This window comes from Novosphingobium sp. SG720 (assembly GCF_012275365.1).
Lineage (GTDB): Bacteria > Pseudomonadota > Alphaproteobacteria > Sphingomonadales > Sphingomonadaceae > Novosphingobium > Novosphingobium rhizosphaerae.
Genome location: NZ_JAAZQN010000001.1, coordinates 136,727 through 160,597 on the forward strand (window position 1 = coordinate 136,727; position 23,871 = coordinate 160,597).

The 23,871-nt window shown below is 66.2% G+C and carries 25 protein-coding genes, 1 tRNA gene and 1 pseudogene; 3 read left to right on the plus strand and 24 right to left on the minus strand.

Going from position 1 to position 23,871, the window contains the following annotated elements; genetic code table 11:
• Positions 1-2: 2 nt before the first annotated feature.
• From FHW94_RS00590 to FHW94_RS00625, 8 genes and pseudogenes are all read right to left on the minus strand, one after another.
• Positions 3-236, minus strand: a complete 234-nt coding sequence (locus FHW94_RS00590) for a DUF2274 domain-containing protein (protein WP_168553874.1) — start codon at positions 234-236, stop codon at positions 3-5.
• 10 nt (positions 237-246) lie between these two features.
• Entirely contained in the window at positions 247-1,443 is a 1,197-nt protein-coding gene (locus FHW94_RS00595) for a TrbI/VirB10 family protein (RefSeq protein WP_168553875.1), read from the minus strand.
• Entirely contained in the window at positions 1,440-2,420 is a 981-nt protein-coding gene (gene trbG / locus FHW94_RS00600) for a P-type conjugative transfer protein TrbG (protein ID WP_168553876.1), read from the minus strand. The genes FHW94_RS00595 and trbG overlap by 4 nt, the downstream gene beginning before the upstream one ends.
• On the minus strand, positions 2,417-3,250 hold the full coding sequence (gene trbF / locus FHW94_RS00605) for a conjugal transfer protein TrbF (RefSeq protein ID WP_168553877.1): 834 nt from the start codon (positions 3,248-3,250) through the stop codon (positions 2,417-2,419). The genes trbG and trbF overlap by 4 nt, the downstream gene beginning before the upstream one ends.
• Positions 3,251-3,255: 5 nt before the next feature.
• Positions 3,256-4,560 carry a P-type conjugative transfer protein TrbL gene (gene trbL, locus FHW94_RS00610; RefSeq protein ID WP_168553878.1) on the minus strand — a complete coding sequence of 435 codons (1,305 nt, stop codon included), beginning with the start codon at positions 4,558-4,560 and terminating at the stop codon, positions 3,256-3,258.
• 126 nt (positions 4,561-4,686) lie between these two features.
• Positions 4,687-5,445: a P-type conjugative transfer protein TrbJ gene (gene trbJ / locus FHW94_RS00615; protein WP_168553879.1), complete on the minus strand. Its 759-nt coding sequence runs from the start codon at positions 5,443-5,445 to the stop codon at positions 4,687-4,689.
• 17 nt (positions 5,446-5,462) lie between these two features.
• Positions 5,463-6,860 (minus strand): annotated as a pseudogene (locus tag FHW94_RS00620) (conjugal transfer protein TrbE); the annotation flags it as partial.
• Complete coding sequence (locus FHW94_RS00625) at positions 6,797-7,018, minus strand: DUF6771 family protein (protein ID WP_168553767.1); 222 nt, start codon at positions 7,016-7,018, stop codon at positions 6,797-6,799. The gene FHW94_RS00625 and the pseudogene FHW94_RS00620, both read right to left, overlap by 64 nt.
• A gap of 83 nt (positions 7,019-7,101) precedes the next feature.
• Between FHW94_RS00625 and FHW94_RS00630 the strand changes: the two genes are divergently transcribed.
• A complete protein-coding gene (locus FHW94_RS00630) occupies positions 7,102-7,701 on the plus strand; it encodes an SOS response-associated peptidase family protein (RefSeq protein WP_168553880.1) in 600 nt (199 codons plus the stop codon).
• 12 nt (positions 7,702-7,713) lie between these two features.
• Here FHW94_RS00630 and FHW94_RS00635 read toward each other — a convergent pair whose 3' ends face one another.
• From FHW94_RS00635 to FHW94_RS00650, 4 genes are all read right to left on the minus strand, one after another.
• On the minus strand, positions 7,714-8,064 hold the full coding sequence (locus FHW94_RS00635; protein WP_168553881.1) for an excalibur calcium-binding domain-containing protein: 351 nt from the start codon (positions 8,062-8,064) through the stop codon (positions 7,714-7,716).
• A 70-nt stretch (positions 8,065-8,134) separates the two neighbouring features.
• A complete protein-coding gene (locus tag FHW94_RS00640; protein ID WP_168553882.1) occupies positions 8,135-9,025 on the minus strand; it encodes a S1/P1 nuclease in 891 nt (296 codons plus the stop codon).
• Positions 9,026-9,334: 309 nt separating this feature from the next.
• Entirely contained in the window at positions 9,335-10,576 is a 1,242-nt protein-coding gene (locus tag FHW94_RS00645) for an integrase arm-type DNA-binding domain-containing protein (RefSeq protein WP_168553883.1), read from the minus strand.
• 165 nt (positions 10,577-10,741) lie between these two features.
• A tRNA-Leu gene (locus tag FHW94_RS00650) sits at positions 10,742-10,828 on the minus strand.
• A gap of 272 nt (positions 10,829-11,100) precedes the next feature.
• Here FHW94_RS00650 and FHW94_RS00655 point away from each other — a divergent pair.
• Positions 11,101-12,066: a complex I NDUFA9 subunit family protein gene (locus FHW94_RS00655; RefSeq protein ID WP_168553884.1), complete on the plus strand. Its 966-nt coding sequence runs from the start codon at positions 11,101-11,103 to the stop codon at positions 12,064-12,066.
• Positions 12,067-12,226: 160 nt separating this feature from the next.
• Here the strand turns inward: FHW94_RS00655 and FHW94_RS00660 are convergent, their stop codons facing one another.
• The 9 genes from FHW94_RS00660 to FHW94_RS00700 form a co-directional block, all read right to left on the minus strand.
• Positions 12,227-12,898 carry a glutathione S-transferase family protein gene (locus tag FHW94_RS00660; protein ID WP_168553885.1) on the minus strand — a complete coding sequence of 224 codons (672 nt, stop codon included), beginning with the start codon at positions 12,896-12,898 and terminating at the stop codon, positions 12,227-12,229.
• A 98-nt stretch (positions 12,899-12,996) separates the two neighbouring features.
• A complete protein-coding gene (locus tag FHW94_RS23140; protein ID WP_246865834.1) occupies positions 12,997-13,422 on the minus strand; it encodes a hypothetical protein in 426 nt (141 codons plus the stop codon).
• Positions 13,423-13,461: 39 nt separating this feature from the next.
• Positions 13,462-13,905 carry a chemotaxis protein CheW gene (locus tag FHW94_RS00670; RefSeq protein ID WP_168553886.1) on the minus strand — a complete coding sequence of 148 codons (444 nt, stop codon included), beginning with the start codon at positions 13,903-13,905 and terminating at the stop codon, positions 13,462-13,464.
• A gap of 31 nt (positions 13,906-13,936) precedes the next feature.
• A complete protein-coding gene (locus FHW94_RS00675) occupies positions 13,937-14,308 on the minus strand; it encodes a response regulator (RefSeq protein WP_168553887.1) in 372 nt (123 codons plus the stop codon).
• Between the two features lie 20 nt (positions 14,309-14,328).
• The gene (locus tag FHW94_RS00680) at positions 14,329-14,883 is read right to left on the minus strand and encodes a chemotaxis protein CheD (RefSeq protein ID WP_168553888.1); all 555 of its coding nucleotides are present in this window, start codon (positions 14,881-14,883) and stop codon (positions 14,329-14,331) included.
• 3 nt (positions 14,884-14,886) lie between these two features.
• Positions 14,887-15,927 carry a chemotaxis response regulator protein-glutamate methylesterase gene (locus FHW94_RS00685; RefSeq protein ID WP_168553889.1) on the minus strand — a complete coding sequence of 347 codons (1,041 nt, stop codon included), beginning with the start codon at positions 15,925-15,927 and terminating at the stop codon, positions 14,887-14,889.
• Complete coding sequence (locus tag FHW94_RS00690; RefSeq protein ID WP_168553890.1) at positions 15,924-16,793, minus strand: protein-glutamate O-methyltransferase CheR; 870 nt, start codon at positions 16,791-16,793, stop codon at positions 15,924-15,926. The genes FHW94_RS00685 and FHW94_RS00690 overlap by 4 nt, the downstream gene beginning before the upstream one ends.
• Positions 16,790-19,072, minus strand: a complete 2,283-nt coding sequence (locus tag FHW94_RS00695; RefSeq protein ID WP_168553891.1) for a chemotaxis protein CheA — start codon at positions 19,070-19,072, stop codon at positions 16,790-16,792. The genes FHW94_RS00690 and FHW94_RS00695 overlap by 4 nt, the downstream gene beginning before the upstream one ends.
• Entirely contained in the window at positions 19,069-19,329 is a 261-nt protein-coding gene (locus FHW94_RS00700) for an STAS domain-containing protein (protein ID WP_168553892.1), read from the minus strand. Before FHW94_RS00700 ends, FHW94_RS00695 begins: the two co-directional genes overlap by 4 nt.
• Positions 19,330-19,598: 269 nt before the next feature.
• Here FHW94_RS00700 and FHW94_RS00705 point away from each other — a divergent pair, with 269 nt between their 5' ends.
• Positions 19,599-20,639 (plus strand): chemotaxis protein CheB, encoded by a 1,041-nt coding sequence (locus tag FHW94_RS00705; protein WP_168553893.1) that lies wholly within the window; start codon positions 19,599-19,601, stop codon positions 20,637-20,639.
• Between the two features lie 222 nt (positions 20,640-20,861).
• Here the strand turns inward: FHW94_RS00705 and FHW94_RS00710 are convergent, their stop codons facing one another.
• From FHW94_RS00710 to FHW94_RS00720, 3 genes are read right to left on the minus strand one after another with little or no spacing between them, the layout of a single operon-like run.
• Complete coding sequence (locus FHW94_RS00710) at positions 20,862-21,233, minus strand: flagellar protein FliS (protein WP_168553894.1); 372 nt, start codon at positions 21,231-21,233, stop codon at positions 20,862-20,864.
• Between the two features lies 1 nt (position 21,234).
• Positions 21,235-22,683, minus strand: coding sequence for a flagellar filament capping protein FliD (gene fliD, locus FHW94_RS00715; RefSeq protein WP_168553895.1), 1,449 nt, complete (start codon positions 22,681-22,683; stop codon positions 21,235-21,237).
• A 30-nt stretch (positions 22,684-22,713) separates the two neighbouring features.
• Positions 22,714-23,871, minus strand: coding sequence for a flagellar type III secretion system protein FlhB (locus FHW94_RS00720; protein WP_168553896.1), 1,158 nt, complete (start codon positions 23,869-23,871; stop codon positions 22,714-22,716).

Genomic DNA, 23,871 nt, shown 5'->3' on the forward strand with positions numbered 1-23,871 from the left:
CGTCATTTTGACTTCTCGCGAGCGAGGGCTTCGCGGGCACGGAGGAAGCCGCGATCGCTGTCCAGAAAGGCAGATAATATGGCCGGGATCAGTTCAGCGACGGGTTCCTCGCGGCCATAGGTGTCGGCGTAGATCCGGGCATAATCGGCCAGGGCAAGGTGCAGGTCGGGCATGACCATGACCGTCAGTTTCACCGGTGTGCGATCGGGGATGCGAGCCAGCTTGAGTTCGGGCATCGAAGGTCTCCTATGGCTTCCAGGGTGCCAGGATCAGATCGCGATGCACGACAAGTCGAATGGGGGCTCCTGGGCGTATCGTGATCGTGGGTTGGATCTGCAGATTTCGGGATGTGAGCTGGTCACCGGCGCGCGAGACATTCTGTTGCGTCGATTCCCGGATCGCCTGGACGAGATCGCTTTCGCCGGTGAATGTCAGGTTAGCACCCACCCCAAGCATGGTGGAGACCGCCACACCCTTGAGCAGCGACCACGTGTGGTAATCGACTTTGTCCGAGAGGCCCGCGTAGCCAGACGGATCGGTCGCCGGCACATTGTCGATCCGGATCGAACTGCCGTCTGGCAAGACGATCCGTTGCCAGACCACGAGCGCGCGGCTCTGCCCGAACGCCACGACCGAGTCATAGCTGCCGATCAGCCGCGCCCCCTGCGGAATGAGCAGGAGACGCCCGGTGGCGCTGTCATAGGTGTTCTCGGTAACCTGCGCGGTGACCAGCCCCGGTAGGTCGGAGCGCAAGCCGGTGATCAGGCTCGCTGCAATCACGCTGCCGGCCGACAGGGTATACGGTGATGGCGGTGGCATCTGGACATGCGGATTGACGTCGCCACGCGGATCAAGATTGCCGACGAACGCTTCCTTGCGTCCCTGCGCATTGGGATCGTTGACCGGATCGAGCGCCAGTTTCGACGGACTGGGCTGGGCGCTCTCTGCGGCCGACGCCCTTGCCATCGTTGCATCTGGAGGAGGGGCTGCTTGCCGGTTCTGCACCAGCAAACCGGACTCGCGTGCGGCTTTCACTTCGGCGAGCTGGCGCTCATGCTCAGCGGCCTCGGCCTGCTGGCGTTGCTGGTCGCTCGGGTTGACCTCGACCGCCAGTTGCTGCTGGCGATCGAGGATCGGTTTGCCGAGATCACCAGGAAGCGGCGGCCCGAGCCGTGGCACATCGCCGTAGGTTGCCGGCAAGCCGTTGAGCGTGTCGCTGGAAGGGTGCTGGTCGGGTTGCGACAGTTCCTCCCGCCCTGCGGCACCGTGGAACAGGCGTGGCTTCAGCGCCAGCCAGGTCACCGTCACGAGGCTGATCGATCCCACCGCCGCGATGGCGATGATGACGCTGCGCTTGAATCGGATCGCGCGCGGCGGGCGCGAACGCAGCGCCAGGCTCTCGGGATCGAGCTTGGCAGGCGATGTCGCCGCCGCTTCGGTCACGACGGCCTCCGCAGGCTGGTCGCTTCACCGGTCCGGCTGATCCGCACCACATCCTGATGCTTGAGCCCGAGACGCAGCTCTGCCGCATCGAATATCCGGTCGACGATGTAATAGCGACCCTGCACACGGTAGTTGACCAGTTGGGCATTGCCCTTGGTGTCGACCAGGAATAGCGGCGGCGCCTCGCTTTCGCCGAGGCTGGCCGGGAACTCGATGAACGTCTGCCGTCCGTCATCGAATGCGCGCAGTGGCCGCCACCCAGGCTTGTCGCCAGTGATCGCATAACCGAAATGCAACTGGTCGACGGACAACCCCGAAGCCACTGGTTGCGTCGCGCGCGCCGCTTCGGCCGCAGCCTTGAGCGCGATCAGCGCGTCCTGCGGATAAGTCCACGATAGTGCCGACATGGCGGTGCGCGCCGTGCTGGTCAGCGCGAGATGATAGGTCCGGCGATCAGTTGTCACGACGATGTTGGTGGCGAGCCCGGCCGAGAAGGGCTTCACCAAGACATGCGTGCGTTTGGCTTCGCCTGAATTGCTGCCACTTCCTCCGGATGTGGTGTCGCCGATCACCCAGCGCACGGTGTCACCCGCCGCCACCGCCACCAGCGTCTCGCCGGGCTGGAGCGCGATGTCGGTGACTTGTCCCGGCGCGGTCAGCACGTGGTAGATCGCGCCATCGCTGTAGGGAAAGACCTGAACCGCATTGAGATAGCCGCCGGTTGCCGGTTCGAGCGTCGCGGCGCGATTGGCGGCGCGGACACGCCGTTCGGCTGGGGAAGGGGAGATATGCCGGCGATGCGATACCGGCTTGGTCGCTTTCCGTGGTGGCGAGACGAAAGGGGCACTTGACGGCGTCGCTACCGCTGCCGTCTGCACCGCTGGCTTGGCCGGCAAGGATGGGACGCTCGAGGGGGTATGGGGCGGCGCGGGAGCCGCGACGGCCACGGCCGTTGCCGCGAGAAAGGCGATTTTCATGGCTGGGTCTCCTGATTTGCGGCGGCGCCGAGATTGGGATCGAGCGGCGATCCGGCGGGGATGCTGGCGGGCGGCGGTAGCGCCGCGCGCGCTGGCGTAACGGCGGTTGGCGTCGCTGGTGACGAACCGGTGGGCTCGAGCTCGCGGCTCCAGTCGATGGCGTCGACATAGATGCCGAGTGGGTTCTTCCGCAGCGTATCGGCGCTGGTCGGCGGTACCATCTGCACGGTCAGGATCGCGGTCCAATGCGAGCTTCCTGCCTGGGCGCCGCGCTCGTAAGCGGTCTCGACCCATTTGAGCTGGAACGACTTGTCCGAAGCGCGCACCACGCTGGTGACCTGCACCGAGACGGTGCGCTCGCCGATATGAGCGAACGGATCGGCGGCGCGGGCGTAATCGCCAAGGAATAGGCTCCCGCGCTTCGTCGTGAAATCATACGCGGAAAGCCAGTCCTGCCGCATCAGCACCGGATCGAGCGAGACCGACCGGACATGCTCGATGAACCGGGAAAGGAACCAGGCCACCTGGCTGTCGGTCGGCTGGTAATCCTTGTCGGCGGGCTGGACCGCGCGCGCTTCACCCAGCTTGTCGACCTCGACCACATAGGGCACGACACGGCTTTGCAGCGACTGCCAGAGCAGGCCGCCCGACTGCGCAGTGGTTAGGCCGAGGCAGCCAAAGGCCATCAGCCGCCAGTTGCGGGCCTGGACGCGGGCCGAGCCGATGCGTTCATCCCAGAGCTGTGCGGCCCGTTGATAGGGTGTCTCGGGCTCGGGGGTATGTCCGTATCGCTGCACGGCGCGTCGGAACAATGTCGAATGCGAAAGCATGGGGATCAGTCCTCCCTTTCCTTGATGTCGGGGGGCGCGCCGTGTCCGCCACGGTCGCCCGATTGGATGGCATGCAGGGCGGTCTGGCGGTGGTGGCGGGACCTCTGCTGGGCTTGCATCGCGCGCGCCCAACCGGGCATCGGCGATGAACTATCCGTGGGTTCCGCGGCGGTGGAAGCCGTCTGCCCGGTCATCGCGTTGAACGCGGCCCGGCGGCCGGACTCGGCCGCTTCGCCCAGACCGAACGCGGCGGAGAGGCGCGACCGCGCGGCACCGGCCGCAGCGCTTGCCATGCCCCCAATCCCGGCGCCGACGCTGGACGAGCCGGCGCCCTGCTGCCCAAGGGTGTAAGCGGTCGAGGCGGCCGAACCCATCGCGGTGCCGGCCCGCACGGCGCCAAGGCCGGCTGCAGCGAGACCGCGCGCCGCACCGGCCACCCCTGCGCCGCCGAGATACAGGGCTCCGCCTGCGCCAAGTGCGGTACCGAACGCTGCGCCCGCGCCTAGCTGTGGCGCACCGGCGACCAAGCCCGATGCGATACTCGGGCCAAAGATGCCAAGCCCGAGCAGAGCCAGGCTGGCCAGCACCAGGCTCATTGCCTGGCCGATGTCGGGTTCCTGGCCCTGCAGCGCGGTGGTGAACTGGGTGAAGTAGTTCGAGCCGATGCCGACGATGACCGCGAGCACCATGACCTTGATGCCCGAGGACACGACATTGCCGAGGACGCGTTCGGCGAGAAAGCTGGTGCGGTTCCACAGCGCGAAAGGCACGAGGATGAAGCCGGCGAGGCTCGTCAGTTTGAACTCGAGAATCGTGACGAACATCTGCACGGCCAGGATGAAGAAGGCGAGGATCACGATCAGCCACGCGACCAGCAGCACTATGATCGTGAGGAAATTGTCGAAGAAGGTCGTGAAGCCGAGGTACTGGTAGACCTGCTGCAGCAGCGGCCAGGCAGCGGAGAAGCCGGTCCCGGCAAGGCGGCCGGGCTTGAGCAGGTCGGCAGCGGTGATCGTCCCACCGCCAGCGGTCACGCCGGCCTGGGCGAACGAGCGGAAGATCACGTCCGACAGCGTCGAGAAGCTGTTGATGATGAACGCGAAAGCGCCGATGTAGAGGATCTTGCGGATCAGCCGGCCGAGCACATTGTCCTCGCCGCCCAGCGCCCAGAACAGTCCGGCCAGCGTGATGTCGAGCGCGATCAGGGTGCGTGTCAGAAAGCTGACATCGCCGCCCAAAAGCCCGAACCCGCTGTCGATATAGCGGATGAAGGCCGCCATGAACTGGTCGATGATGTTGAGGTCGCCCATGCGCTTCGCGTCCTGATGCTGGCTTCAAAAAGTGCTGTGGGACCCAGTCTTGGGGAGTGGGAACCGGATCCCGCGGCGACGGCGGCGAGAGGTGCGCGGTATCGCCGCCGCACTGGCCGGCCGTGCCTAGTGGGGGGTATAGGCATGGCCGGAGCCGAGGAATTTCGTCGAGGCGCTCCGGGCATCGCTGCGCGACTGGGTCTGGTTCGCGCGATCGATCGCCTCGGCGCGATATTGTGCTGCCATCAGCGTCTGGATCTGGAACTGCTGCTTGGCGACCAAGGCGAGAAGCTGGTTGGTCGCCTGGCTGGCCTGCAGCGCTCCTTCGGCGCTCTGGCTGCGCGCGACGATGCCGGTCAGCGTCGCCTGGTCGGCGGCGATATTCTCGACGACCTGCGCCTGCACGGCCATGGTCTGCGCGAAAGCCGCGCGCGCAGTGTCCATGCGCGTCCGGGCGCTTTGGACCTGCTGGCTGGTGGTCAGGCTTTGCGCGGAGCTGTCGGGGTAGAGCGAGCGGAATTGCTGGTCGAGGCTGGCGACCTTGAACTGGATGCCCTGCGCCTGGCCCATCAGCTGGTCGATCTGTTGCATGGTCTGCTGGAGCGCCTGCAACTCGGGGAAGCTGATCCGGCCCAAGTTCTTCGCTTGGTTGGCAAGGCTCTGCGCCTGGTTCTGCAGCATGCGGACCTGGTTGTTGATCTGCTCGAGCGTGCGCGCGGCGGTGAGGATGTTCTGGCTGTAGTTCGAGGGATCGAACACGGTCCATTGCGCCCGGGCCGGCTCGCTTGGCGCGAGTGTGACGAAGCCGAGCGCAGCGATGACGGTGCTGCCGATTGCGCCAGCGATGAGGTTTTTCTTGATAGTCAGCATTCTGGCCATGGTCATTCTCCGGGGGCAGGAGTTCAGGAAGGGGTGGATGGGGCGGCGCCGGAAAACGTGCCGATCAGGTCGGCCGCCCAGGCTAGATCGACAGAGCGCAGGAAGTGGCCAGCGAAGCCCTCCGTGCCGTGTTCGGCGAGAATGGCATCGATGCGCTTCTGGCTGGCGGGATCGGACGAGCCGCAAAGCGCCAGTGCGACCGGACCCAGGCCGAGTTCGAACAAGCGATTGCCACGCGCCGATTGCAGATAATAATGTCGCTTCGGCGTGGCGCGGCTGACCAGTTCGATCTGCCGGTCGTTGAGGCCGAAGCGTTCATAGGCGGCGCGCGACTGCGGTTCGATGGCGCGGTCGTTGGGCAGCAATATCCGCTGCGGGCAGCTTTCGATGATGGCGGGCGCTATGCTGCTATCGGCGATGTCGGCCAGGCTCTGTGTCGCGAACAGCACCGCGACATTCTTCTTGCGCAGTGTCTTGAGCCATTCGCGAATGCGGGCGGCAAACAGCGGATGGTCGAGGAAAATCCAGGCCTCGTCGAGGATCAGCAGCGTTGATCGCCCGTCGAAGCGTTCCTCGAGCCGGTGAAAGAGATAGGTCAGCACCGGCGCGACCGCTGCGCCCATGCCCAGCAGCGTCTCGGTCTCGAAGCATTGCACGTCGGCGAACGCAAGCCGTTGCTCGGCGGCATCGAGCAGCGCGCCGTATGGTCCCTCCAGCGTGTAGGGCTGGAGTGCGACACGCAGCGCGTTCGACTGGAGCAGGAGGGCAAGCCCGGTCATGGTCCGCTCCTCGCGCGGCGCCGAGGCGAGACTGCCCAATGCCGTCCACAGAGCGTCCTTCACGGCGGGATCGACGATGACCCTCTCATGTTCGAGCAGGGCGGCGATCCATTGTGCCGCCCAGCCCCGTTCGGCCAGGGCGTCAATACCGGCGAGCGGCTGGAAGGCGAGCGCCTGCCCGTCGGTTTCGATGCTGCCGAGCGCGTGATGCGCGCCGCCCATCGCCAGCACCGCCGCGCGGGCCGAATTGCCCTTGTCGAAGACGTAGACCTGCGCGCCGCGATAGCGCCGGAACTGCAGCGCGATCAGGCTGAGCAGCACCGACTTACCCGCGCCGGTCGGCCCCACCACCATCATGTGGCCGACATCGTCGACATGGGTCGAGAGGCGAAACGGGGTCGATCCGGCCGTCTTGGCCTGCAGCAGGGGTGGGCCGGCAAGGTGGCGGTTGCTGTCCGGTCCGGCCCAGACCGCCGAGAGCGGCATGAGATGGGCGAGGTTCAAGGTATGGACGAGTGGCTGGCGCACGTTCGCGTAGACTTGTCCGGGCAGCGACGAGAGCCACGCCTCGACCGCGTTCATGCCCTCGCGAATGCAGGTGAAGCCGAGACCGTTGACGATGCGCTCGACGCTGCGGACCTTTTGGGCGGCGCGGCCTGCAAGCGTTCGGCGATCGCGCCGGCGAGCTCGCGCGCAGCGTCCTCGCGCAAACTGGGGGAAGGGGAGGTAATGCCGACGCGCGCCCAGCCTGGGGCCTCGAGGATCGCGTCCGCCATGATGTCGAGGTCGATTCGTTCCATGGCGATATTGGAACATAATGGGAACAAACGCGCAAGCCAGCCCGCGATTTGACTCTGCGCGGCGGGCGGCTGACACCGGGGCGATGTGCAATTTGTATCGCCTGCGCGCCAACCAGGCCGAAGTGGCCCATATCTTCGCGGCCGAGGCCGTGCCGGGCGTGAACCGTGCCGACGAGGTCTATCCCGGCTATCCCGGCCTGGTCATCGCGCATGGGCGCGTGGGCGCCATGAATTGGGGCTTTCCCGTGGTGCTCAAGGGCAAGCAGGGCCAACCGCTCAAGCCCAAGCCGGTCACCAACGCCCGCGACGACAAGCTGCACACGCCGTTCTGGCGCGACAGCTTCGCCCGCCGGCGCTGCCTGATCCCGGTGAGCCAATGGGCGGAGCCCGAAGGCGAAGCGGGCCGCATGACGCGCATCTGGTATGGCATGCCCGGCGGCGAAGTCTTTGCCATCGGCGGGATCTGGCGCCAGACCGCCGAATGGGGGCAGACCTATGCCATGGTCATGGTGGAGAGCAGCGCCTTGATGACCGACGTGCACGATCGCATGCCGGTGGTGCTGCGGCCGGATCAGTGGGGCGCCTGGTTGGAGGGTGAGCCTGAGACGGCCTTTGCGATGTGCCGCACCTGGCCAGGTTCGCTATCGATCGAGCGTACCGGGGATCGCTGGGCGGGGCGTTAACGCTTCAGCGCATCACCGTTTGCGATAAGGTTCGCACGCTATGCCGTCCGCATCTGCATCCAGCTCTGTGCGGTAACCAGCTTGCCCCTTGTGGATCGGGGTCACACCGGCTGCGCGGGCCGCGTTGCAATCGGCGTAATAGACGTCCAGGGATGATTGCAGCAAATCCCATTCGCCGGCCGGGCTTGGATTGTGGCGAGAGAAAAACCACGTGGAGCCGACGGTTGCTGCGGATAATGCGCAGGCAAGCAAGGCAAATCGCACGTTGCTCATCTTTCCCGCGTGTCGCGGCCGGGGGCGATGATTGCGGTATCGCTCCCCAGGGCGGATCGGCACCGCGCGAAATGGCTTTTTGAAGCTCATGGCGCCGCTATGCACGTCGAGAGTAAATGTCCCGTTTAATCAACGGATCTGTGCATAGGGCGAAGAGGTCTTATCCCTTTGCTCCAACGTCCGCGACCGGCGCCAACGCCTGATTGAGCACCTGCGCAAGGCGCCAACCAGCCTTGGCCAACTGCTCCGCCGCAACGCGGCGCGCCTGGGCATCATAGCCTGTCGGCAGCGCGATCGGCGCGCGCGTGTCGTCGCATCCGGGCTGGGACTGCACGGTGTAGACAGCCTGCTTGGCAAGCCCGAACGATTGGCGCGCCCAATCTTCCGGCGTGCCGGTTGACCAGGCGGCCATCTCCTGCCGCGTGATCCGCTTGCCCAGCTGCTTGGCCAGGGCTTTCGCGTCGGGATCGATCTCGCGGACGATCACGGTGTCCCAATAGCCATGAAGGTTGACCGTGCGCGGGCCGCCCAGGGCCAGGGCCACGCAATTGCCGCCCCGGTCGTGGTTGTCCGATGCATGCAGGGGCTGGTGCAGATCGCCCACGAAATGCAGCACGAACTTGAGCGCCAGCAGGCGCTCCTGCGGGCTGGTGGCCGGCGCGGCCAGTTCGCGGGTGAACTGCTCGAGCTTGGTCACGATGCACTCGGTGGCCCGGCCGGCGCTGGCCGGCGCGTCGCTGGGCGGGCTTTCGGGGCACGCCTTGGCAAGGTCGCCGTCGTCCAGCTCGATGTCGGCGAAGTGCCAGTTCTCGGTGTCCTTGTGCTCGCGGCGCCAAGCATCCGCCCAGGTAGCGCGGGCGGCCATGTCCGGTGCGGTCAACGTGTCCTGGTCGGTGGCGAGGATCGCATCGACGCGACGCCGCGCCTCGGGCTTGAGATACTGGCGCGCGATCAGGGCGACGACCTGGTGCCCCTCGCTGCCCCAGGCAAGCGCCGGGGCGGGGGACAGGGCGAGGGCGGCAAGGCACGGAAGCAGCAGGGAGATTCGCATGGGCTGCGCCCTGCCACAGTGCGGGCCGGGCCGCCTAGGACCTTGCGACGGACTGCGCAGTGGAAGGGCGTTGTCAGCGATCGTGACGGCCATGTCGACGAGATGCAGCAGGTTGCTGGGTCGGAGCTCCGCCGCGGTTAAAGCGCGGCCGCGCCACAGGCGGGCAGCGTCAACGCGACGGATCAACTGGAATAGCCAAAGGCGGCTTGAGCACGATTGTGAAGCGCTAATGATCGCTTCAATCTTAGGACAAGTCAGCCGTGGCGTGGCATATCTGCTGCAAGTCTGAGCATTGAGCTGTCGGAGGGGCTATCCCGAGGCGAAAGACTTCTGGCCACCGAAATTGGGCTTGAGCACCTTTGCGCCATTGCGCAAGCGGTCCAGCTCGTCCGACCAGAACTGCATCAATGCCACTCGCTCATTCCAGTACTCTCCCCGCGTATACGCGCGGCGGACCCCGTTGTTTTCCATATGCGCCAACTGGCGCTCAATCGCATCTGGATTGAAACGTCCGGTCTCGTTGAGAAGCGTGGCCGCCATTGCCCGAAAGCCATGCGCGGTCATTTCCTCTTTCCCAAACCCAAGGGCCCTCAATGCAGCATTGACCGTGTTTTCCGACATGGGCCGGGCAGAGGTGCGGAATGATGGAAAGCAATAGCGGCCTTGGCCTGTCAGGTCCCACAGGTCCTCAAACAGACCTGCAACCTGTGATGATAAAGGGACGCGGTGCGGCCGACGCATTTTCATCTTCTCGGCTGGAATATTCCACACGCTCCGGTCGAAATCGAACTCTGCCCATTCGGCCTGCCGAAGTTCGCCGGGGCGCACGAAGAGGTGTGCTGACAGCTTCAAAGCGAACAGCGTGATGGCATGCCCGGAATAGCCTTCGATCGCGCGCATGAGATCTCCGGCCCGATCCTCGGTGGTGATGGCGGCAAGATGTTTGGCTTTGGGAACAGCCAATGCGCCGCGTAGATCGCGCGCCGGGTCCCGCTCTGCCCGCGTTGTGGCGATAGCGTAGCGGAAGACTCGGCTGAGTACGCTACGCATGCGCCGAGCGCTTTCATGGCGGCCTGTCGCCTCGACCGCGCGCAGAACGGCTAGGACCTCTTGCGCATTGATCTTGGCTACTGGGCGATTTCCGATTCGTGGATAAGCCTTGTCGAGGAGCCAACGCAGTTTGTTGAGCGTTATCTCGGCCATGCCCTCGCGCACGTTCTTCGCCACCCACTCCTCGGCGACAACCTTGAAAGTGTCGTTTTCTTCGACGCGAGCGCGGGCGGCATCGACTTTCTGCTGGTGTGAAGGATCGATGCCTGCTGCGAGAAACCGCCGCGCGTCATCTCGGCGAGCGCGGGCGTCAGCGAGGCTGACTTCGGGCCAGGCTCCGAATGCAAGCGTACGATGCTTTTCAAGATAGCGGTAATTGAGGCGCCACAGCTTCGTGCCGTTGGGGCGGACGAGGAGATAGAGGCCACCGCCGTCCGACAGCTTATAGTCGCGCTCATGCGGTTTGGCGCTGGCGATGGTGGTGACAAACAGGGTTCCCATGAGGGTATCGTCCTAGTTAGGGACGAATATCGATACCCTCGGATATACCCGCATTTTTCCCGATTGGTGCCGAATTCGCCCGTATCTGACTGGACGATCATAGCATAAAATCTGGCTGATTTCAGCCACTTCACGGACGTTTGCGGACGTCCGTGGAATGCGAGATGGTGCCCAGGAGAGGACTCGAACCTCCACGCCCTTACGAGCGCCGCCACCTGAAGACGGTGCGTCTACCAATTCCGCCACCTGGGCACTTTCTCTTCGGAAGAGGCTGGAAGCGCTCTCCGTCGGTGGAGTGGGCCAATACGGGTGAGGCCGGGGGGTGTCAACACGGGTTTTGCCATTTCGCTGTCATCTTTTTTTCCACAGCCGCACAATTTTGCCGCTGGTGGGCACCCGCGTTGATACGGAGCATTGAAGCCGGGGGCGGGCCTGTGCCAAAGGCTGGCCATGTGTATTGCGGGTTGGCGGCTGTGCCGTTTCCCGTGGCGTGACATGAACTCGGCGAAATGGACAGGCAGGCAATGAGCAACGCAAATCCAGGCAAGGCAGGCGGGCGCGATCTGGCAGACAAGCTGGTGGTGCTGGTGGGTGGCAGCGGCTTTTTCGGCAGCCATCTGGCGCAGGAACTGCTGGCGCGCGGCGCGCGCCTGCGCGTGTGCAGCCGCCATGTCGAGCGCGGCTATGCGATCAAGGCGCTGGGCAACCTGGGGCAGGTGCAGTTCCTGCGCGTGAACGTGCAGAACGAACGCTCGCTCGCCGCCGCGTTCCTGGGCGCCGATGCCGTGGTCAACCTGGTGGGTGCGTTCAAGGGTGATCTCGATGCCGTGCAGGGACGCGGCGCCGGCCGCGTGGCGGCGCTGGCCAAGGCGGCCGGTGCCCAAGCGTTCGTGCATGTTTCGGCGATCGGCGCCGATCGCACGTCGAACGTGGGCTATGCCCGCACCAAGGCCGAAGGCGAAGTGGCCGTGGCCGAGGCTTTCCCCGGCGCGGTGGTGGTGCGCCCTTCGATCCTGTTCGGCCAGGACGACACGTTCCTCAACCTTTTTGCCAAAGTGATCAGCCAGTTCCCGGTGGTGCCGGTGTTCGGGCCGGACGCGCGGCTGCAGCCGCTGTTCGTGGACGATGCCGCCTGCGCGGTGGCCACGATCCTCGGCGATTTTGCCAGCCATGCCGGCAAGACTTTTGAACTGGCGGGCCCCGAAGTGCTGACCATGCTGGAAATCAACCAGCGCATTGCCGCCGCCCAGGGGCGCAAGCCGGTGCTGGTGCCGGTGGGCGATGCCGCGGCTGGCCTTTTCGCCAGCCTGCCCGGCACGCCGCTTTCGCGCGACCAGCTGGCCCTGCTCAAGGCCGGTAGTGTTGCCGGCGGCACTCTGCCCGGCCTGGCCGACCTGGGCCTGCGCGCACGGCCGCTCGGGCTGCTGCTCGACCGCTGGATGCTGCGCTATCGCAAGGCGGGGCGTTTCGGTGTGAAAAGCCTGGGGTAAGAGGCGCCATGGCCGATCCTCCCTGCTGCGTAGCGGCGGGGAGGGGCACCGCCCGCGAAGCGGGTGGTGGAGGGGGCTCTTTCCCGCGTTGCGCGAGCGTTCACCCCTCCGTCAGGCCTGCGGCCTGCCATCTCCCCGGATCTTGGGGCATCCAGGCCCCTTACGCGTTCACATCGGCATAGTGCGCGGGCGGCTGGATCACGTCCATCCGTTCGGACAGCAGCGGGCGAAAGCTTGGCCGGCTTTTGAACACGGCATACCAGTCGCGCGCCTGTTCGTGGCCGTTCCAGTCGATGCCGCCCAGGTAATCGGCCACCGAAAGCTGGGCCGCGGCCGTCAGGTCAGCCAGGCTCATCGTCGATCCCGCCAGCCAGGGCCGGTTATCGATCAGGTGGTCGATATAATAGAGATGGTCGTGCGCCAGGCGCAGTGCTTCGCGCAGGGCGCGCGAATCGGGGGACTGGCGATAGACCAGCCGCTTCTTCATCCGCTCTTCCAGCAAGGGCATGGTCACGTCGGCGAAGAAGTTTTCATCGAACAGGGCCACGAGGCGGCGAATCTCGGCGCGGTTGGTGGCCGTGCCGTTGATCATCGGGTTCTTGTCGTTGGTCTCTTCCAGGTATTCGCAGATCGCCCGGCTATCGACCAGGGTGATGCCGCGCCCTTCGTCGCGCAGCACCGGGGTGCGCACGGCAGGGTTCAGCTTCTGGAATTCTTCGCGATAATCCCATGGATTTTCACGGATCAGTTCGTAGGGGATGCCCTTTTCCGCCATGAGCAGCCGAACCTTGCGGCTGAACGGGCAAAGGGGAAACTGGTAAAGTTGCCACATGCCATCTCCATGGACGAGGGGCACGGGCCAAGTCCAGCACCCTGGCGCGCCAGCGACGTTTTTTTACGCCGGCTGGCCTGCGCTGGGCGCTGGCCGCATCAATGGAACATGCGCATGCGGTCGCGCAGCACGTCGATCCCGATCTGCTCGATCGCCTTGACCGGGCAGTCGGCTTCCAGCAGCTTGGCGAGCGAGCGCTGCTTTTGCGCGATCAGGTCGATCGCCTGAAGCACGTCCATGTGCCGCGTGGCGATCTCCATGTCGGTGCACAGGCGCCCGCCCAGGTCTTCCACTTCCAGGGCCAGTTCCTCCAGCACCACGGCGATCTGCTGGTGCGTGGCATCGCGCAGGTCGGCTGCATGCTGGTCGGTTTCGGCCTGGCTGGCACTGGGCACGGGCACGGCGTCGAAAGGCACGAAGCCGTCAGCATCGACCGCTTGCACGGATTGGCCGCCGGCCGCGGCTCCACCCGGATGCGCGCCCGGATCGGGCTCGGGCCAAAGGTCGGTCGTGTCGATGGGCATCGAAAGGCTCTCCGGGACGTCGCGTCAGATGGTGTCGGATCAGGCCGCTTCAGCCATGGAATCGCTGTCGGCCAGGGCCGCCAGGTTGAGCACCATGACCATCTTGTCCTCGATTGCGGCAAGGCCATCCAGGAACGGAACCACCGTGTCGCTGCCCGAAGAGGGCGGCGGGGGCTGCATCGCTTCGTCCGGCACGGTGACGATGTCGCTGACCGAATCGACGATCCAGCCGCCGATCTGGCTGCCCAGCTGGGTGACGATGATCGCGTGGCGCGGCGTTGGCTCGGTGGCGCGCCAGCCCAGCCGCGCGGCAAGATCGACCACCGGCAGCACGGTACCGCGCAGGTTGACGACCCCGGCCACATAGTGCGGCACGCGCGGCAGGCGCGTGGTTGGCGTCCATGCGCGAATTTCGCGAATGGCCATGATATCAAGCCCGAAGACCTGGCCTTCCACTTCGAAAGTGATCAGTTCGCGGATCATTGCATGTCTCCCATCGGGGTTGCGGTGACGGTCAGTGCGAGACGCGGCGCACGGCCGCGACCAGCTTGGCTGGATCGAACGGCTTGACGATCCAGCCGGTGGCCCCCGCCGCACGGGCGCGGGCCTTTTTCTCTTCCGAGCTTTCGGTGGTCAGCACCAGGATCGGGCGGTCGCGGTGGCGGCTGCCCTCGCGCAGGCGCTCGATGAGGCCGAACCCGTCAAGCCGGGGCATGTTGATGTCGGTGATCACCACATCGACTTCGTTGAGTGCCAGCCAGTCGAGCGCGGCCATGCCGTCCTCGGCCTGTGACACGTCGAAGCCTTGCGAGGTGAGTGCGTGGTTGAGCAGGGCCCGCATCGACGGGCTGTCGTCTACGGTAAGGATCCGGGTGGTATTGGTCATGCCTGGACTCGCTTTTCCATTCAGAACAGTTCGACGTCGCCGAGCGATACGGCCGGACGTGCGGTGGGTTGGACAGGGGGCGCAAGCCGGTCTTCCACAGTGCGGAGGCGGACCTGGCCCGATGCCGGGCGGAAATCGACACGCCGCGCCTGCGTTCCGCCCAAGTCCTCGCGCATCAGCGCGATCCCTTCGTTGGCCAGGAACTTGCGCGCGAACTCGGCATTGACCGAGCCGATCTTCATCATGTTGCGGTTGACGTTGGCGCCGCCATAGAGGTGGGCCTTGAGCTTGGACTTGCGGGCACCCTTGGCCAGCATCTCGTTGACCAGAAGTTCCATCAGGAAAAGGCCATAGTGCTCGTCGACCGCCGTGTCGTAGCCGGCGGGCGGCTCGGCCAGCAGGAAGTGGTTCATGCCGCCCACCCGCGCATCGGGATCGAACAGGCATGTGGCCACGCAACTGCCCAGCACGGTGGAAAATTCCACGGTGCCGTCGGCACTGGCCAGCGCCTGACCCTGCATCACCGTGACGCGTTCGAGCCCACTGGGATTGGGCAGGATGGGTTTGTGGAACATGGCTCAGGCCGCCTTGCTGAATGCGTGGCGGGCGATATGCCCGATCGGCGCCACCACTTTGGCCGCACCCAGCGAGATCGCCGCGCGTGGCATGCCAAAGACGGTGCAGGTCGCCTCGTCCTGGGCAATGGTGCGCGCGCCTTTTTGCGCCATGGCCAGCAGGCCCTTGGCCCCGTCGGACCCCATGCCGGTGAGCAGGATGCCCACGGCCTGGGCGCCGACGACTTCGGCGACGGAGGAAAACAGCACGTCCACCGAGGGCAGGTGCCCCGAAACCGGTTCGCCCCGCCGCAGCTTGGCATGCAGGTTGGTGGTGCCGCCGATGCCCAGGTGCCGATCGTCGCCCGGTGCCAGGTAGACGTTGCCCTCGCGCAGCGGCATGTCGGGTTCGGCCAGCTGGATGCGGGGCGGGCAATTCTGGTCGAGCGTGCGCGCCACGGCCGGGGCGAAGCGTTCGTTGATGTGCTGCACGATCAGCGTGGGCGGGCAATCGGCCGGGAAATCCGACAGCAGGATCTGCAAGGCTTCCACCCCGCCGGTGGACGAACCGATCGCGATCAGGCGAGGCCGATCGGCAATCGACAGGCGTGCCTGGCTGGCGATGCGGCTGGTCGGCACGGCCGGCGCGGGGGCACCGCGCGGGGCAAACCGCACTTTGGACGCGCTGCGGATCATGTTGGCCAGGCGCCCGCTGTCTTCCAGCGTCATGCCCTGGCCCATCTCGCTCTTGGCATAGCAATCCACTGCACCGAGCGCGAGCGCGCGGGCCGTGGTATCGTTGCCCTGCTGGGTGGCGCCCGAGACGATGATCACCGGGGTGGGCCGCAGCTGCATGATCTTTTCCAGGAAATCCAGGCCGTTCATGCCGGGCATTTCCACGTCGAGCGTGACCACGTCGGGGTCCAGCTCGCGGATCATCTGCCGCCCTTCGGCGGCATTGGCGGCGGCGGCCACCACTTCGATATCGGGTTCCTTGGACAGCCGGTTCATGAGGATGGCCCGCATCGTGGGCGAATCCTCGACAATCACCACGCGGATGGTCATGCTGCCCTCCTCGAATAGATCGTTGGTCCCATGTTGGACAGCGTCTCCAGAGCCGGGCCAGTGACCCGCTCGCTATGGCCGATGTAAAGATGGCCGCCACGCACAAGCTTTTCCGCAAAGCGCGCCACGAGCCGTTCCTTGGTTGGGTTGTCGAAATAGATCATGACGTTGCGGCAGAAGATCACATCAAAGGCGCCGGCCATCGGCCAATCGCCCAGAAGGTTGAGGTGGCGGAAGCGCAGCAGGGCTTGGGCTTCCGGGGCGATCGTGGCGTCGGTGCCGTCGGGCACCGTCCAGGCCCGGCGCAGCGGCTCGGGCACGGGCTTCAAGTCTTCCTGGCGATAGCGCGCCGCCTGCGCCTTGGTGATGGCGTGGGTGGCGATGTCGCTGGCGAGGATGCGAATGTCGCGCCGCGCCAGCTTGAGCCCTTCGCCCCGGTCGGGGCCCAGGAACGTCATGACCAGCGACCAGATTTCCTCGCCGCTGGAGCAGCCGGCCGACCAGATTCGCACTTTGCCGCCGCGATCGAGTTGCTCGATCAACTGCGGGCGCACCACTTCGGCAAAGTGTTCGAAATGATGGGCTTCGCGATAGAAGAAGGTGTGGTTGGTGGTGAGCGCGCAGATCGCCTTGGTGCGTTCGGCCGCATCCTCGCGGATGCGCAGGACATAGGCGCCAAAGGTCTGGCAACCCGAATCGCGCACCAGCGGGGCCAGCCGCGAATAGACCAGCATGGCCTTGCCCGGCGGCAGCACGATGCCGGCCTCGCGATGGGCGATCTCGCTCACCGCCTTGAAATCGGCGGCGTCGTAGACCCCCGGGCTCACGCCGGGCAGGCTCGCTTCAAAGGCGGATTGAACGCTCATGCCGCTTCGGCCAGGCCATGCGGATGCGAGAGGTCCATCTGGCCGTGTTCGGCCAGGCTGCGGGCGACCAGGCCGTCGACGTCGACGATCAGCGCGACGCGGCCATCGCCCAGGATCGTGGCGCCGGCCACGCCCTCTACCGAGCGGTAGTGCGTGTCGAGGCTCTTGATCACGACCTGGCGCTGGTCGACGATCGAATCCACCAGCAGGGCCGCGCGGCCCGCGCCTTCGGTTTCCACCACGATCAGCACGCCATCCTGCGGCAGTTCGACCGCGCCATTGGCGCCCACCGCCACGTGCAGCGGCACCACGGGGATGAAACGGCCGCGCACGTTCATCATCGCGCGGTTGGAACCCAGTCCCTTCACGTCTTCCACCGAAGGGCGCAGCGATTCCACCACGTTGGCCAACGGCACGACCAGCGTCTGATCCCCGACATTGACCACCATGCCATCGGAAATGGCCAGGGTGAGCGGCAGGGTCAGCGTGAACGTGGTGCCCACGCCGTGTTCGGATTCGATGGTGATGCGCCCGCCCAGGTCCTTCACGTTCTGGCGCACCACGTCCATGCCCACGCCGCGCCCGGAAATGTTGGACACGGTCTGTGCCGTGGAAAAGCCGGGGGCAAAGATCAGCAGGTCGATCTCTTCCTTGGACAGCTGCGCATCAGGGGCGACCAGGCCCTTTTCGATCGCCTTGGCCAGCACGCGCTCGCGGTTGATGCCGCGCCCGTCGTCGCCGATGCGGATGAGGATGCGGCCCGAACGATGCTCGGCCGAAAGGGTGAGCGTGCCTTCCGCGCTCTTGCCCGCAGCGATGCGTTCCTCGGGCTTTTCGATGCCGTGGTCCACCGCATTGCGGATAAGGTGGGTGAGCGGTTCGCCCAGGCGTTCGATCACCGTCTTGTCGAGCTCGGTGCTTTCGCCCGAAACTTCCAGCCGCACGTGCTTGCCGGTGCTGGCGGAAAGTTCGCGCATGATGCGCGGCACGCGGCTGAACACCGAGCCGATCGGCTGGGCGCGGATGGCCATGGCACTTTCCTGGATATCGCGCGTGAGGCCGTCGAGCACGGCGATTTCCTCGCTGGCGGCCAGGCCCTCGCTCGACAGGCGCTGGGCCATCATCGCCTGGGCGATGACCAACTCGCCCACGGCGTCGATCAGCTTGTCGAGCTTGGACAGTTCGATGCGGATCGATTGGCCTGGAGCAGGCGGCGCGGGCGGCGCGCCGGCCGCCGAAGGGGCCGCGGCGGCGGGCGGGGGCGGGGCTGCAGCCGGGGTGGCCGCAGCGGCCGGCGCGGCCGGCGCCTCGGCAGCCGGGGCCGCCGTCGCAGGGGCTGCGGGCGCCGCCGGGGCAGGCGCGGGTGCGGGGGGCGGCGCGGCCGCGGCCGGGGCCGGCGGCGGCGCGGCCGCGGGCAGGCGCACCGCCGGCATGGCGGCATCGGCACCGATCGCGATCTCGCAATCGTCACCCACGAAATCGAAGATGTCGCGCACCGCGGCGTCGTCGACGCTGGCGGGCATGCGGAACGTCCAGCCCAGATAGCCGACGCCGGGATCGAGCGCATCGAGATGGGGCACGGCGGACACATCGCATTCCGCGCAGACGCCGCCCAGTTCGAGCACTTCGCGCAGCATCAGCATCGGTTCGCTGCCATTGCGCATGGCGCCGGCATGGGGGCGCATCTTGACGATCCACGTCGACGCGGCCTCGTCGGCCTGGTCTTCGCCGCCGTCGTCGGCCGTGCCACCACCGGCCATGGCGCCGGCAATGCTGTCGAGCATCGAATCGAAATCGAGGCCCATGTCGTCGTCGAAGCTGCTGCCGCTGCTGCTGCTGGCCGGTTCGGCCGGCGCCGGCTCTGCCGCCGGGGCATGCGCGGCCGGCGCTGCGCCACCGGCATTGGCGGCCATGGCGGCGGTGAGTTCGGCCTGGAGCGCGGCATCGTCGGGCGTCTCGCCCTGGCCGCGCGCGGCCATGACATGGTCGCTGAGCGTGTCGAGCGCGCGCAGGAGCAGGTCGATCAGCGGCTCGGTAATCGCCACGGTGCCATCGCGCACGTCAGACAGCAGCGTCTCGAACGTGTGGGTATAGGCCTGGAGCGCGATGAAGCCGAATGCGCCGGCGCCGCCCTTGATCGAGTGGACGCCGCGGAACACCGCGTTGACGGTGTCGGCATCCTGGGTGCCTTCCTTGCAGGCGGCCAGGCCCTGTTCGGCCGCGGCGAGCGATTCTTCGCACTCGGCGAAGAAGATCGCCTGGATTTCCTCGGCGTTCATGCTTGGGCTCCATCGAACAGTTCGGCTTCCAGTCCGATCTGGCGGGCCGTTTCGCGCAAGGCGGGCGAGGGATCGATCACCGCGCCATCGCCACTGCGGCGGGCGCTGACCAGCACCTGGAACATGGCCTGGCCCACGTGGGTGCAGGCCGTGCCGTCGATCTGCATCGGGCCGGCGCCCAGCGCGGCAATCAATTCGGGCAGCAGCGCTTCGGCGGCCGCCCGGTCGCAGCGCGGTGGCAGGGTGATCGTGGGCATCGCGTCGGTTTCCCCTCGATAACGCAAGGACATCTTCATCGGCCGCGGCGTGGGCGAATCGGCCATGTGCCAAGGGTTTGGCGCGGGCCGTGGCGACACGGTGGCGGGCGTTCGACAAAGGCTTAGCGGGAATGGGGAAAGGCGCGCTTTCCGCCGACTTAGGGTGAGATACCTAGGGGCGCGGATGGAATTTGCACTGGCCTGCCTCTGTAAGGAAGTCGGGCAGATGGCGCCGGGCAGTTGGCGCCCAGACGAAGGTTTCACGATCCATGCACGAAGCTCGCGTTCTTGTGGTGGACGACTCAGCGGCAATGCGCGCGCTGTTTTCGGACATCCTCGATCAGACCAAGAATGTCGTCGTCGTCGGCGCTGCCTCCAGTGCGGCCGATGCGCGCGATCGCATCGCGGATCTCAAGCCCAATGTGATCACCCTGGACGTGGAAATGCCCGGGATGAGCGGCATCGAGTTCCTGGAAGAACTGATGGGCAGCAATCCGCTGCCGGTGGTGATGCTCTCCAGCCTCACGCAGGCCGGCACCGAAACCTCGCTCAAGGCGTTCGAGCTGGGCGCGGTGGAATGCTTTCCCAAGCCCTTGAAAGCCACGCCCGAACAGTTTGCCAAGACCGTGGGCAAGCTGGGCAAGATCGTGCTGGCGGCGGCCAACAGCAACGTGCGCGACCGCTCGAAGCTGCAGGCCAAGCGCGAAGCGGCTGCTGCCGAAGCGCCCAAGTTCAGCTGGAACGGCCGCTTCGTGGCGTTCAGCGCCTCGATGGGCGGAATCGACGCCTTGACCACGATCCTGTCGGAATGGCCCGACGAATGCCCGCCCACGGTGATCTGCCTGCAAACCGAACCGATGCTGGCCGAAACCTTCATCAAGCGGCTCGATACCGATCTGGGGTGCAGCGTGAAGATCGCCCGCGATGGCGCGGCGCTGGCGCAGGGCACGATCCATATTGCCGCCGACCCCGAACGCCACGTGGTGATCGAACCGGGCCAGCCGCCCAAGATCCGCCTGATGGAGCGCGAGCCGGTGGAAGGGTCGCGGCCTTCGGCCAACCTGCTCTATGGCTCCATCGCGCGGGCCGGCATCCCCGCGGTGGGCGCCGTGCTGACCGGCATGGGCAACGACGGTGCCAAGGGCCTGAAGCTGCTGCGTGACAGCGGCATGGACACGATCGTGCAGGACCCCAAGACCGCGCTGGTGAACGAAGCGCCCGCCGCCGCGATCGATATGGGTGCCGCCGGCCGCCAGGTTTCGCTCGACGACCTGGGCGCCGCCGTCATCGCGCTGTGCAACCAGAACTGACCGCCTTCGCGTTTTCTGGCCAATCCCCTCCTGGCCATAGCCGGGCATGGTCCGCCCCCGGACCATGCCCGGATCTTGCCCGGCGCTGCGTGCCCCCGCAGCGCCGGGCTTTTCTGTGGGCCACCGCGCTGCATGTGCCAAGGCCCGGGGCAGGATCGCTGCACCGGGCCTTGGCCTGTGCTCGGGGGATGAGGACGAGAGGGCGAGAGGGCCGGCGGGCGATCAGTGGCCCATCATGGCCTGGCGGATTTCCAGGAAATCCTTGCGGATGGTTTCCATCTTGGCACCGTCAAAGCGCAGTGCGCTGTCGAGCACGGTGCGGCGGGCCGACTGGTAGAGCTGGATCAGCGCCGGCCCGGCCGGGCTTTCGCCGTCGACACCCATCTGCAACGCGGTGAGCGCGGAAACCGCGCGGGTGAGCGCGGCGCTTTTGGCGGCGTTGTCGCCGGTGCGTTCGGCATAGATCGCGCGGCCGAGCGAGCCTGCCACCTGTTCCAGGCACAAGTCCACCAGCTGGCGCGGGTTGGCGCCGCGCACCCGCGCTTCGAAATCGACGCGGCGATAGGCTTCCCCAGGATCGCGGTGATGGCGCATGTCAGCTCGACTTGTTGTTCCACGCCGTGATCTGGTTGGTCAGGAACGTCAGCGTGGATTGGGAATCCGAAACCTTGGTGGCCAGGGTGGCATAGCGCGTGACCAGCTGGGTGCGCAGCGTTTCCTGCTTGGTCTGCAGATCGGAAAGCTGGGTGGCCAGCGTGGTCTGCTTGGTGCTGAGCGACGCGATCACCCCGCCCAGCGAGCCCGGATCGGTGGTGGACGCCACGTTACGCGAAATCTTGTCGAACGTGGCGTAGACGCCATAGACGCCGTTGGTGAACATCGCCGTGACGCCGCTGGGGCTGTTCGTCATCGTCTTAGTCAGCACGTCGGTATCGAGGGCGAACGTGCCGTCGCGGTTGATCTTGAGGCCGAGGTCACCCAGCGTTTTCGGCTGGCCAGAGGCTGCGTTGGGCATGACCACCGTGCTCGACAGCGTGCTGAGCGTCTGGCGCAGCGATCGCGCGCCGGCGTTGTTGTTGAGCGAGCCGCTGTTGGCATCGGTATCCGATGTCAGCGTGCTGACCACTTCGTTCAGCGCGCTGACCAGGTCGCTCATCGCCGTCTGGATCGCGCTGGACGGATCGGAAAAGCCGATCGTGGTGGGCGCGCCGACGTTGGTGCCGGTCAGCTTGAGCGAGACGCCGGGCGCGGCGTCGGTGATGGTATTGGACGTGGACGTGCGCGACACGCCATCGAGCGAATAGATCGCATCGGTGGCCGTGGACTTGATCCGCGTGGTGTCGCTGGGCGTCCAGGCCAGGGTGGACAGCGTGGTATCGCCAGCGTCGGGCGTGGTTTCGATCTGGAAGCCGTTGGCTGCGCCGTCCGCCCCCTTGATCACCAGCTGCGCGCCCGATGCCCCGGTGGCGACATAGGCCGAAACGCCCGCGTTCGCGGCATTGATCTTTTGCGCCAGGGTGGTGAGCGTGTCGCTGCTGGTCAGCGTGATATCCACCTGGTTGCGGCTGCTGTCGGCGGTGAAGGCGCCGCTGGCCACCGTACCGAAGCGCAGCGTGAACGTGCCCGAACCCACCGCGCTGGCCGCCGAGGCCATGGTCGGGCTAACCAGCGTCTGCCCCTTGGCCAGCTGAGTCACTTCCAAGGTGGAGGTGCCGCTGCCGCTGAACGTGCCCTTGGTCACCGTGGCCACGGCCGTGTTGGTGATGGTGGGGGTGATCGCCAGATCGCCCTCGCGCACGCGCGTGCCCAGCGACGTGGCCAGCGAGTTGAGCATCGACTTGAGCGTCGAGGCATCGGAGATCTGCGTGGCGATCTTGTTCTGCTTGGCCGTGACCGCATCGATCCGCGCGGCGAATTGCGCGGCGGAAAGCTGTTCGGCAAGGCCGGAGCTGTCGATCGTGCTGCTGCCCAGCGACGCCAGCAGCTTGGCCGTGGCGGAGGACGACGAGGTGGACGACGTGGTGGTCGATGAGGTCGTGGTCATACCGCCAAGAACGGCCGTTTGTTGAGCGGATTAAGGGGTAATCGTCTCGGGCCGTCCATCGGCATCGAAACGCAGCGACACCGGCACGTTGACCATCGGGGCAGGCGGCGTTTCCCCGCGCTTGAGCGACATGACGAAGGCCAGGATTGCCGCGATAGGGCCATAGAGTTCCTCGCAGATCACCTGGCGTTCGCGCGTGGTGTAATAGACCGAGCGGGCCAGCGCCGGATATTCCAGCGTGGGCACGGAAAGTTCGGCGGCCAGTTCGCGCATCGCCAGCGCCTTTTCCCCGCGCCCCTTGGCGAGCACGATCGGGGCGGGCGCCACCTGCGGATCATAGGCCAGCGCCACGGCAAAGTGGGTGGGGTTGGTGATCACGAACTGCGCATCGCGCATCGCCTTGTTGACGCCGGCCATGGCGATCTGGCGCTGGCGGCCGCGGATGGCGGCCCTCTTTTCAGGCGACCCTTCGCTTTCCTTGGTTTCGTCGCGAATGTCCTGAAGGCTCATGCGCAGGCGCATGAAGCGGCGCACGAACTGCACCGGGAAATCGATCAGCGCGATGATCACCAGCCCTGCCGAAAGCAGCACCAGCAGCGACAGCACCGCGTCCCAGGCATAGCCGAGCTGGCCTGCCAGCGCCCCTTGCGTGATCTGCCCGCCGCCCAGCCCGACCAGCGCCGCCAGCCGCCCACGCAGCCAGATGTAGGCCAGCACCCCCAGCAGCATTACCTTGGCCAGGCCCTTGCCCAGCTCGATCAGGCCCTGCATCCCGAACATGCGGGTGAGGCCCTTGAGCGGATCGAGCCGCGAACCCTTGGGCGCCAGGTTTCCCGCGTTCCACCGACCGTTGGAAAAGGCCAGTTGCGACACCAGCGCCACGGCCATCAGCGCCACGCCGAGCAGCAGGACCGGCGGCATTACCGCGATCAGCGCGCCGGCAATCCGCTGCGCCGGATCGAAATGGTCGAGCGTATCGCGATCCCAAGCAAAGCCGCTGCGCGTGACCTGGCCCAGTTGCCCCAGCATCCACGGCCCGGCCAGCCATAGCCAGGCAACACCCGCCAGGACGCCGGCCGCCGTGCCCAGTTCGCGCGAGCGCAGGACATCGCCATTACTGGCTGCATCGCGTTTGCGCTTTTCAGTTGGGGCGAATGTCTTTTCGCCGCTGCCTTCGCCTTCGGCCAT

Coding starts and splice junctions, on each gene's coding strand:
- FHW94_RS00590 (WP_168553874.1), bottom strand. CDS start 236: ATGCCCGAACTCAAGCTGGCTCGCATCCCCGATCGCACACCGGTGAAA.
- trbG (WP_168553876.1), bottom strand. CDS start 2,420: ATGAAAATCGCCTTTCTCGCGGCAACGGCCGTGGCCGTCGCGGCTCCC.
- trbF (WP_168553877.1), bottom strand. CDS start 3,250: ATGCTTTCGCATTCGACATTGTTCCGACGCGCCGTGCAGCGATACGGA.
- trbL (WP_168553878.1), bottom strand. CDS start 4,560: ATGGGCGACCTCAACATCATCGACCAGTTCATGGCGGCCTTCATCCGC.
- trbJ (WP_168553879.1), bottom strand. CDS start 5,445: ATGACCATGGCCAGAATGCTGACTATCAAGAAAAACCTCATCGCTGGC.
- FHW94_RS00625 (WP_168553767.1), bottom strand. CDS start 7,018: ATGGAACGAATCGACCTCGACATCATGGCGGACGCGATCCTCGAGGCC.
- FHW94_RS00630 (WP_168553880.1), top strand. CDS start 7,102: ATGTGCAATTTGTATCGCCTGCGCGCCAACCAGGCCGAAGTGGCCCAT.
- FHW94_RS00635 (WP_168553881.1), bottom strand. CDS start 8,064: ATGAGCTTCAAAAAGCCATTTCGCGCGGTGCCGATCCGCCCTGGGGAG.
- FHW94_RS00640 (WP_168553882.1), bottom strand. CDS start 9,025: ATGCGAATCTCCCTGCTGCTTCCGTGCCTTGCCGCCCTCGCCCTGTCC.
- FHW94_RS00645 (WP_168553883.1), bottom strand. CDS start 10,576: ATGGGAACCCTGTTTGTCACCACCATCGCCAGCGCCAAACCGCATGAG.
- FHW94_RS00655 (WP_168553884.1), top strand. CDS start 11,101: ATGAGCAACGCAAATCCAGGCAAGGCAGGCGGGCGCGATCTGGCAGAC.
- FHW94_RS00660 (WP_168553885.1), bottom strand. CDS start 12,898: ATGTGGCAACTTTACCAGTTTCCCCTTTGCCCGTTCAGCCGCAAGGTT.
- FHW94_RS23140 (WP_246865834.1), bottom strand. CDS start 13,422: ATGCCCATCGACACGACCGACCTTTGGCCCGAGCCCGATCCGGGCGCG.
- FHW94_RS00670 (WP_168553886.1), bottom strand. CDS start 13,905: ATGATCCGCGAACTGATCACTTTCGAAGTGGAAGGCCAGGTCTTCGGG.
- FHW94_RS00675 (WP_168553887.1), bottom strand. CDS start 14,308: ATGACCAATACCACCCGGATCCTTACCGTAGACGACAGCCCGTCGATG.
- FHW94_RS00680 (WP_168553888.1), bottom strand. CDS start 14,883: ATGTTCCACAAACCCATCCTGCCCAATCCCAGTGGGCTCGAACGCGTC.
- FHW94_RS00685 (WP_168553889.1), bottom strand. CDS start 15,927: ATGACCATCCGCGTGGTGATTGTCGAGGATTCGCCCACGATGCGGGCC.
- FHW94_RS00690 (WP_168553890.1), bottom strand. CDS start 16,793: ATGAGCGTTCAATCCGCCTTTGAAGCGAGCCTGCCCGGCGTGAGCCCG.
- FHW94_RS00695 (WP_168553891.1), bottom strand. CDS start 19,072: ATGAACGCCGAGGAAATCCAGGCGATCTTCTTCGCCGAGTGCGAAGAA.
- FHW94_RS00700 (WP_168553892.1), bottom strand. CDS start 19,329: ATGCCCACGATCACCCTGCCACCGCGCTGCGACCGGGCGGCCGCCGAA.
- FHW94_RS00705 (WP_168553893.1), top strand. CDS start 19,599: ATGCACGAAGCTCGCGTTCTTGTGGTGGACGACTCAGCGGCAATGCGC.
- FHW94_RS00710 (WP_168553894.1), bottom strand. CDS start 21,233: ATGCGCCATCACCGCGATCCTGGGGAAGCCTATCGCCGCGTCGATTTC.
- fliD (WP_168553895.1), bottom strand. CDS start 22,683: ATGACCACGACCTCATCGACCACCACGTCGTCCACCTCGTCGTCCTCC.
- FHW94_RS00720 (WP_168553896.1), bottom strand. CDS start 23,871: ATGGCCGAAGGCGAAGGCAGCGGCGAAAAGACATTCGCCCCAACTGAA.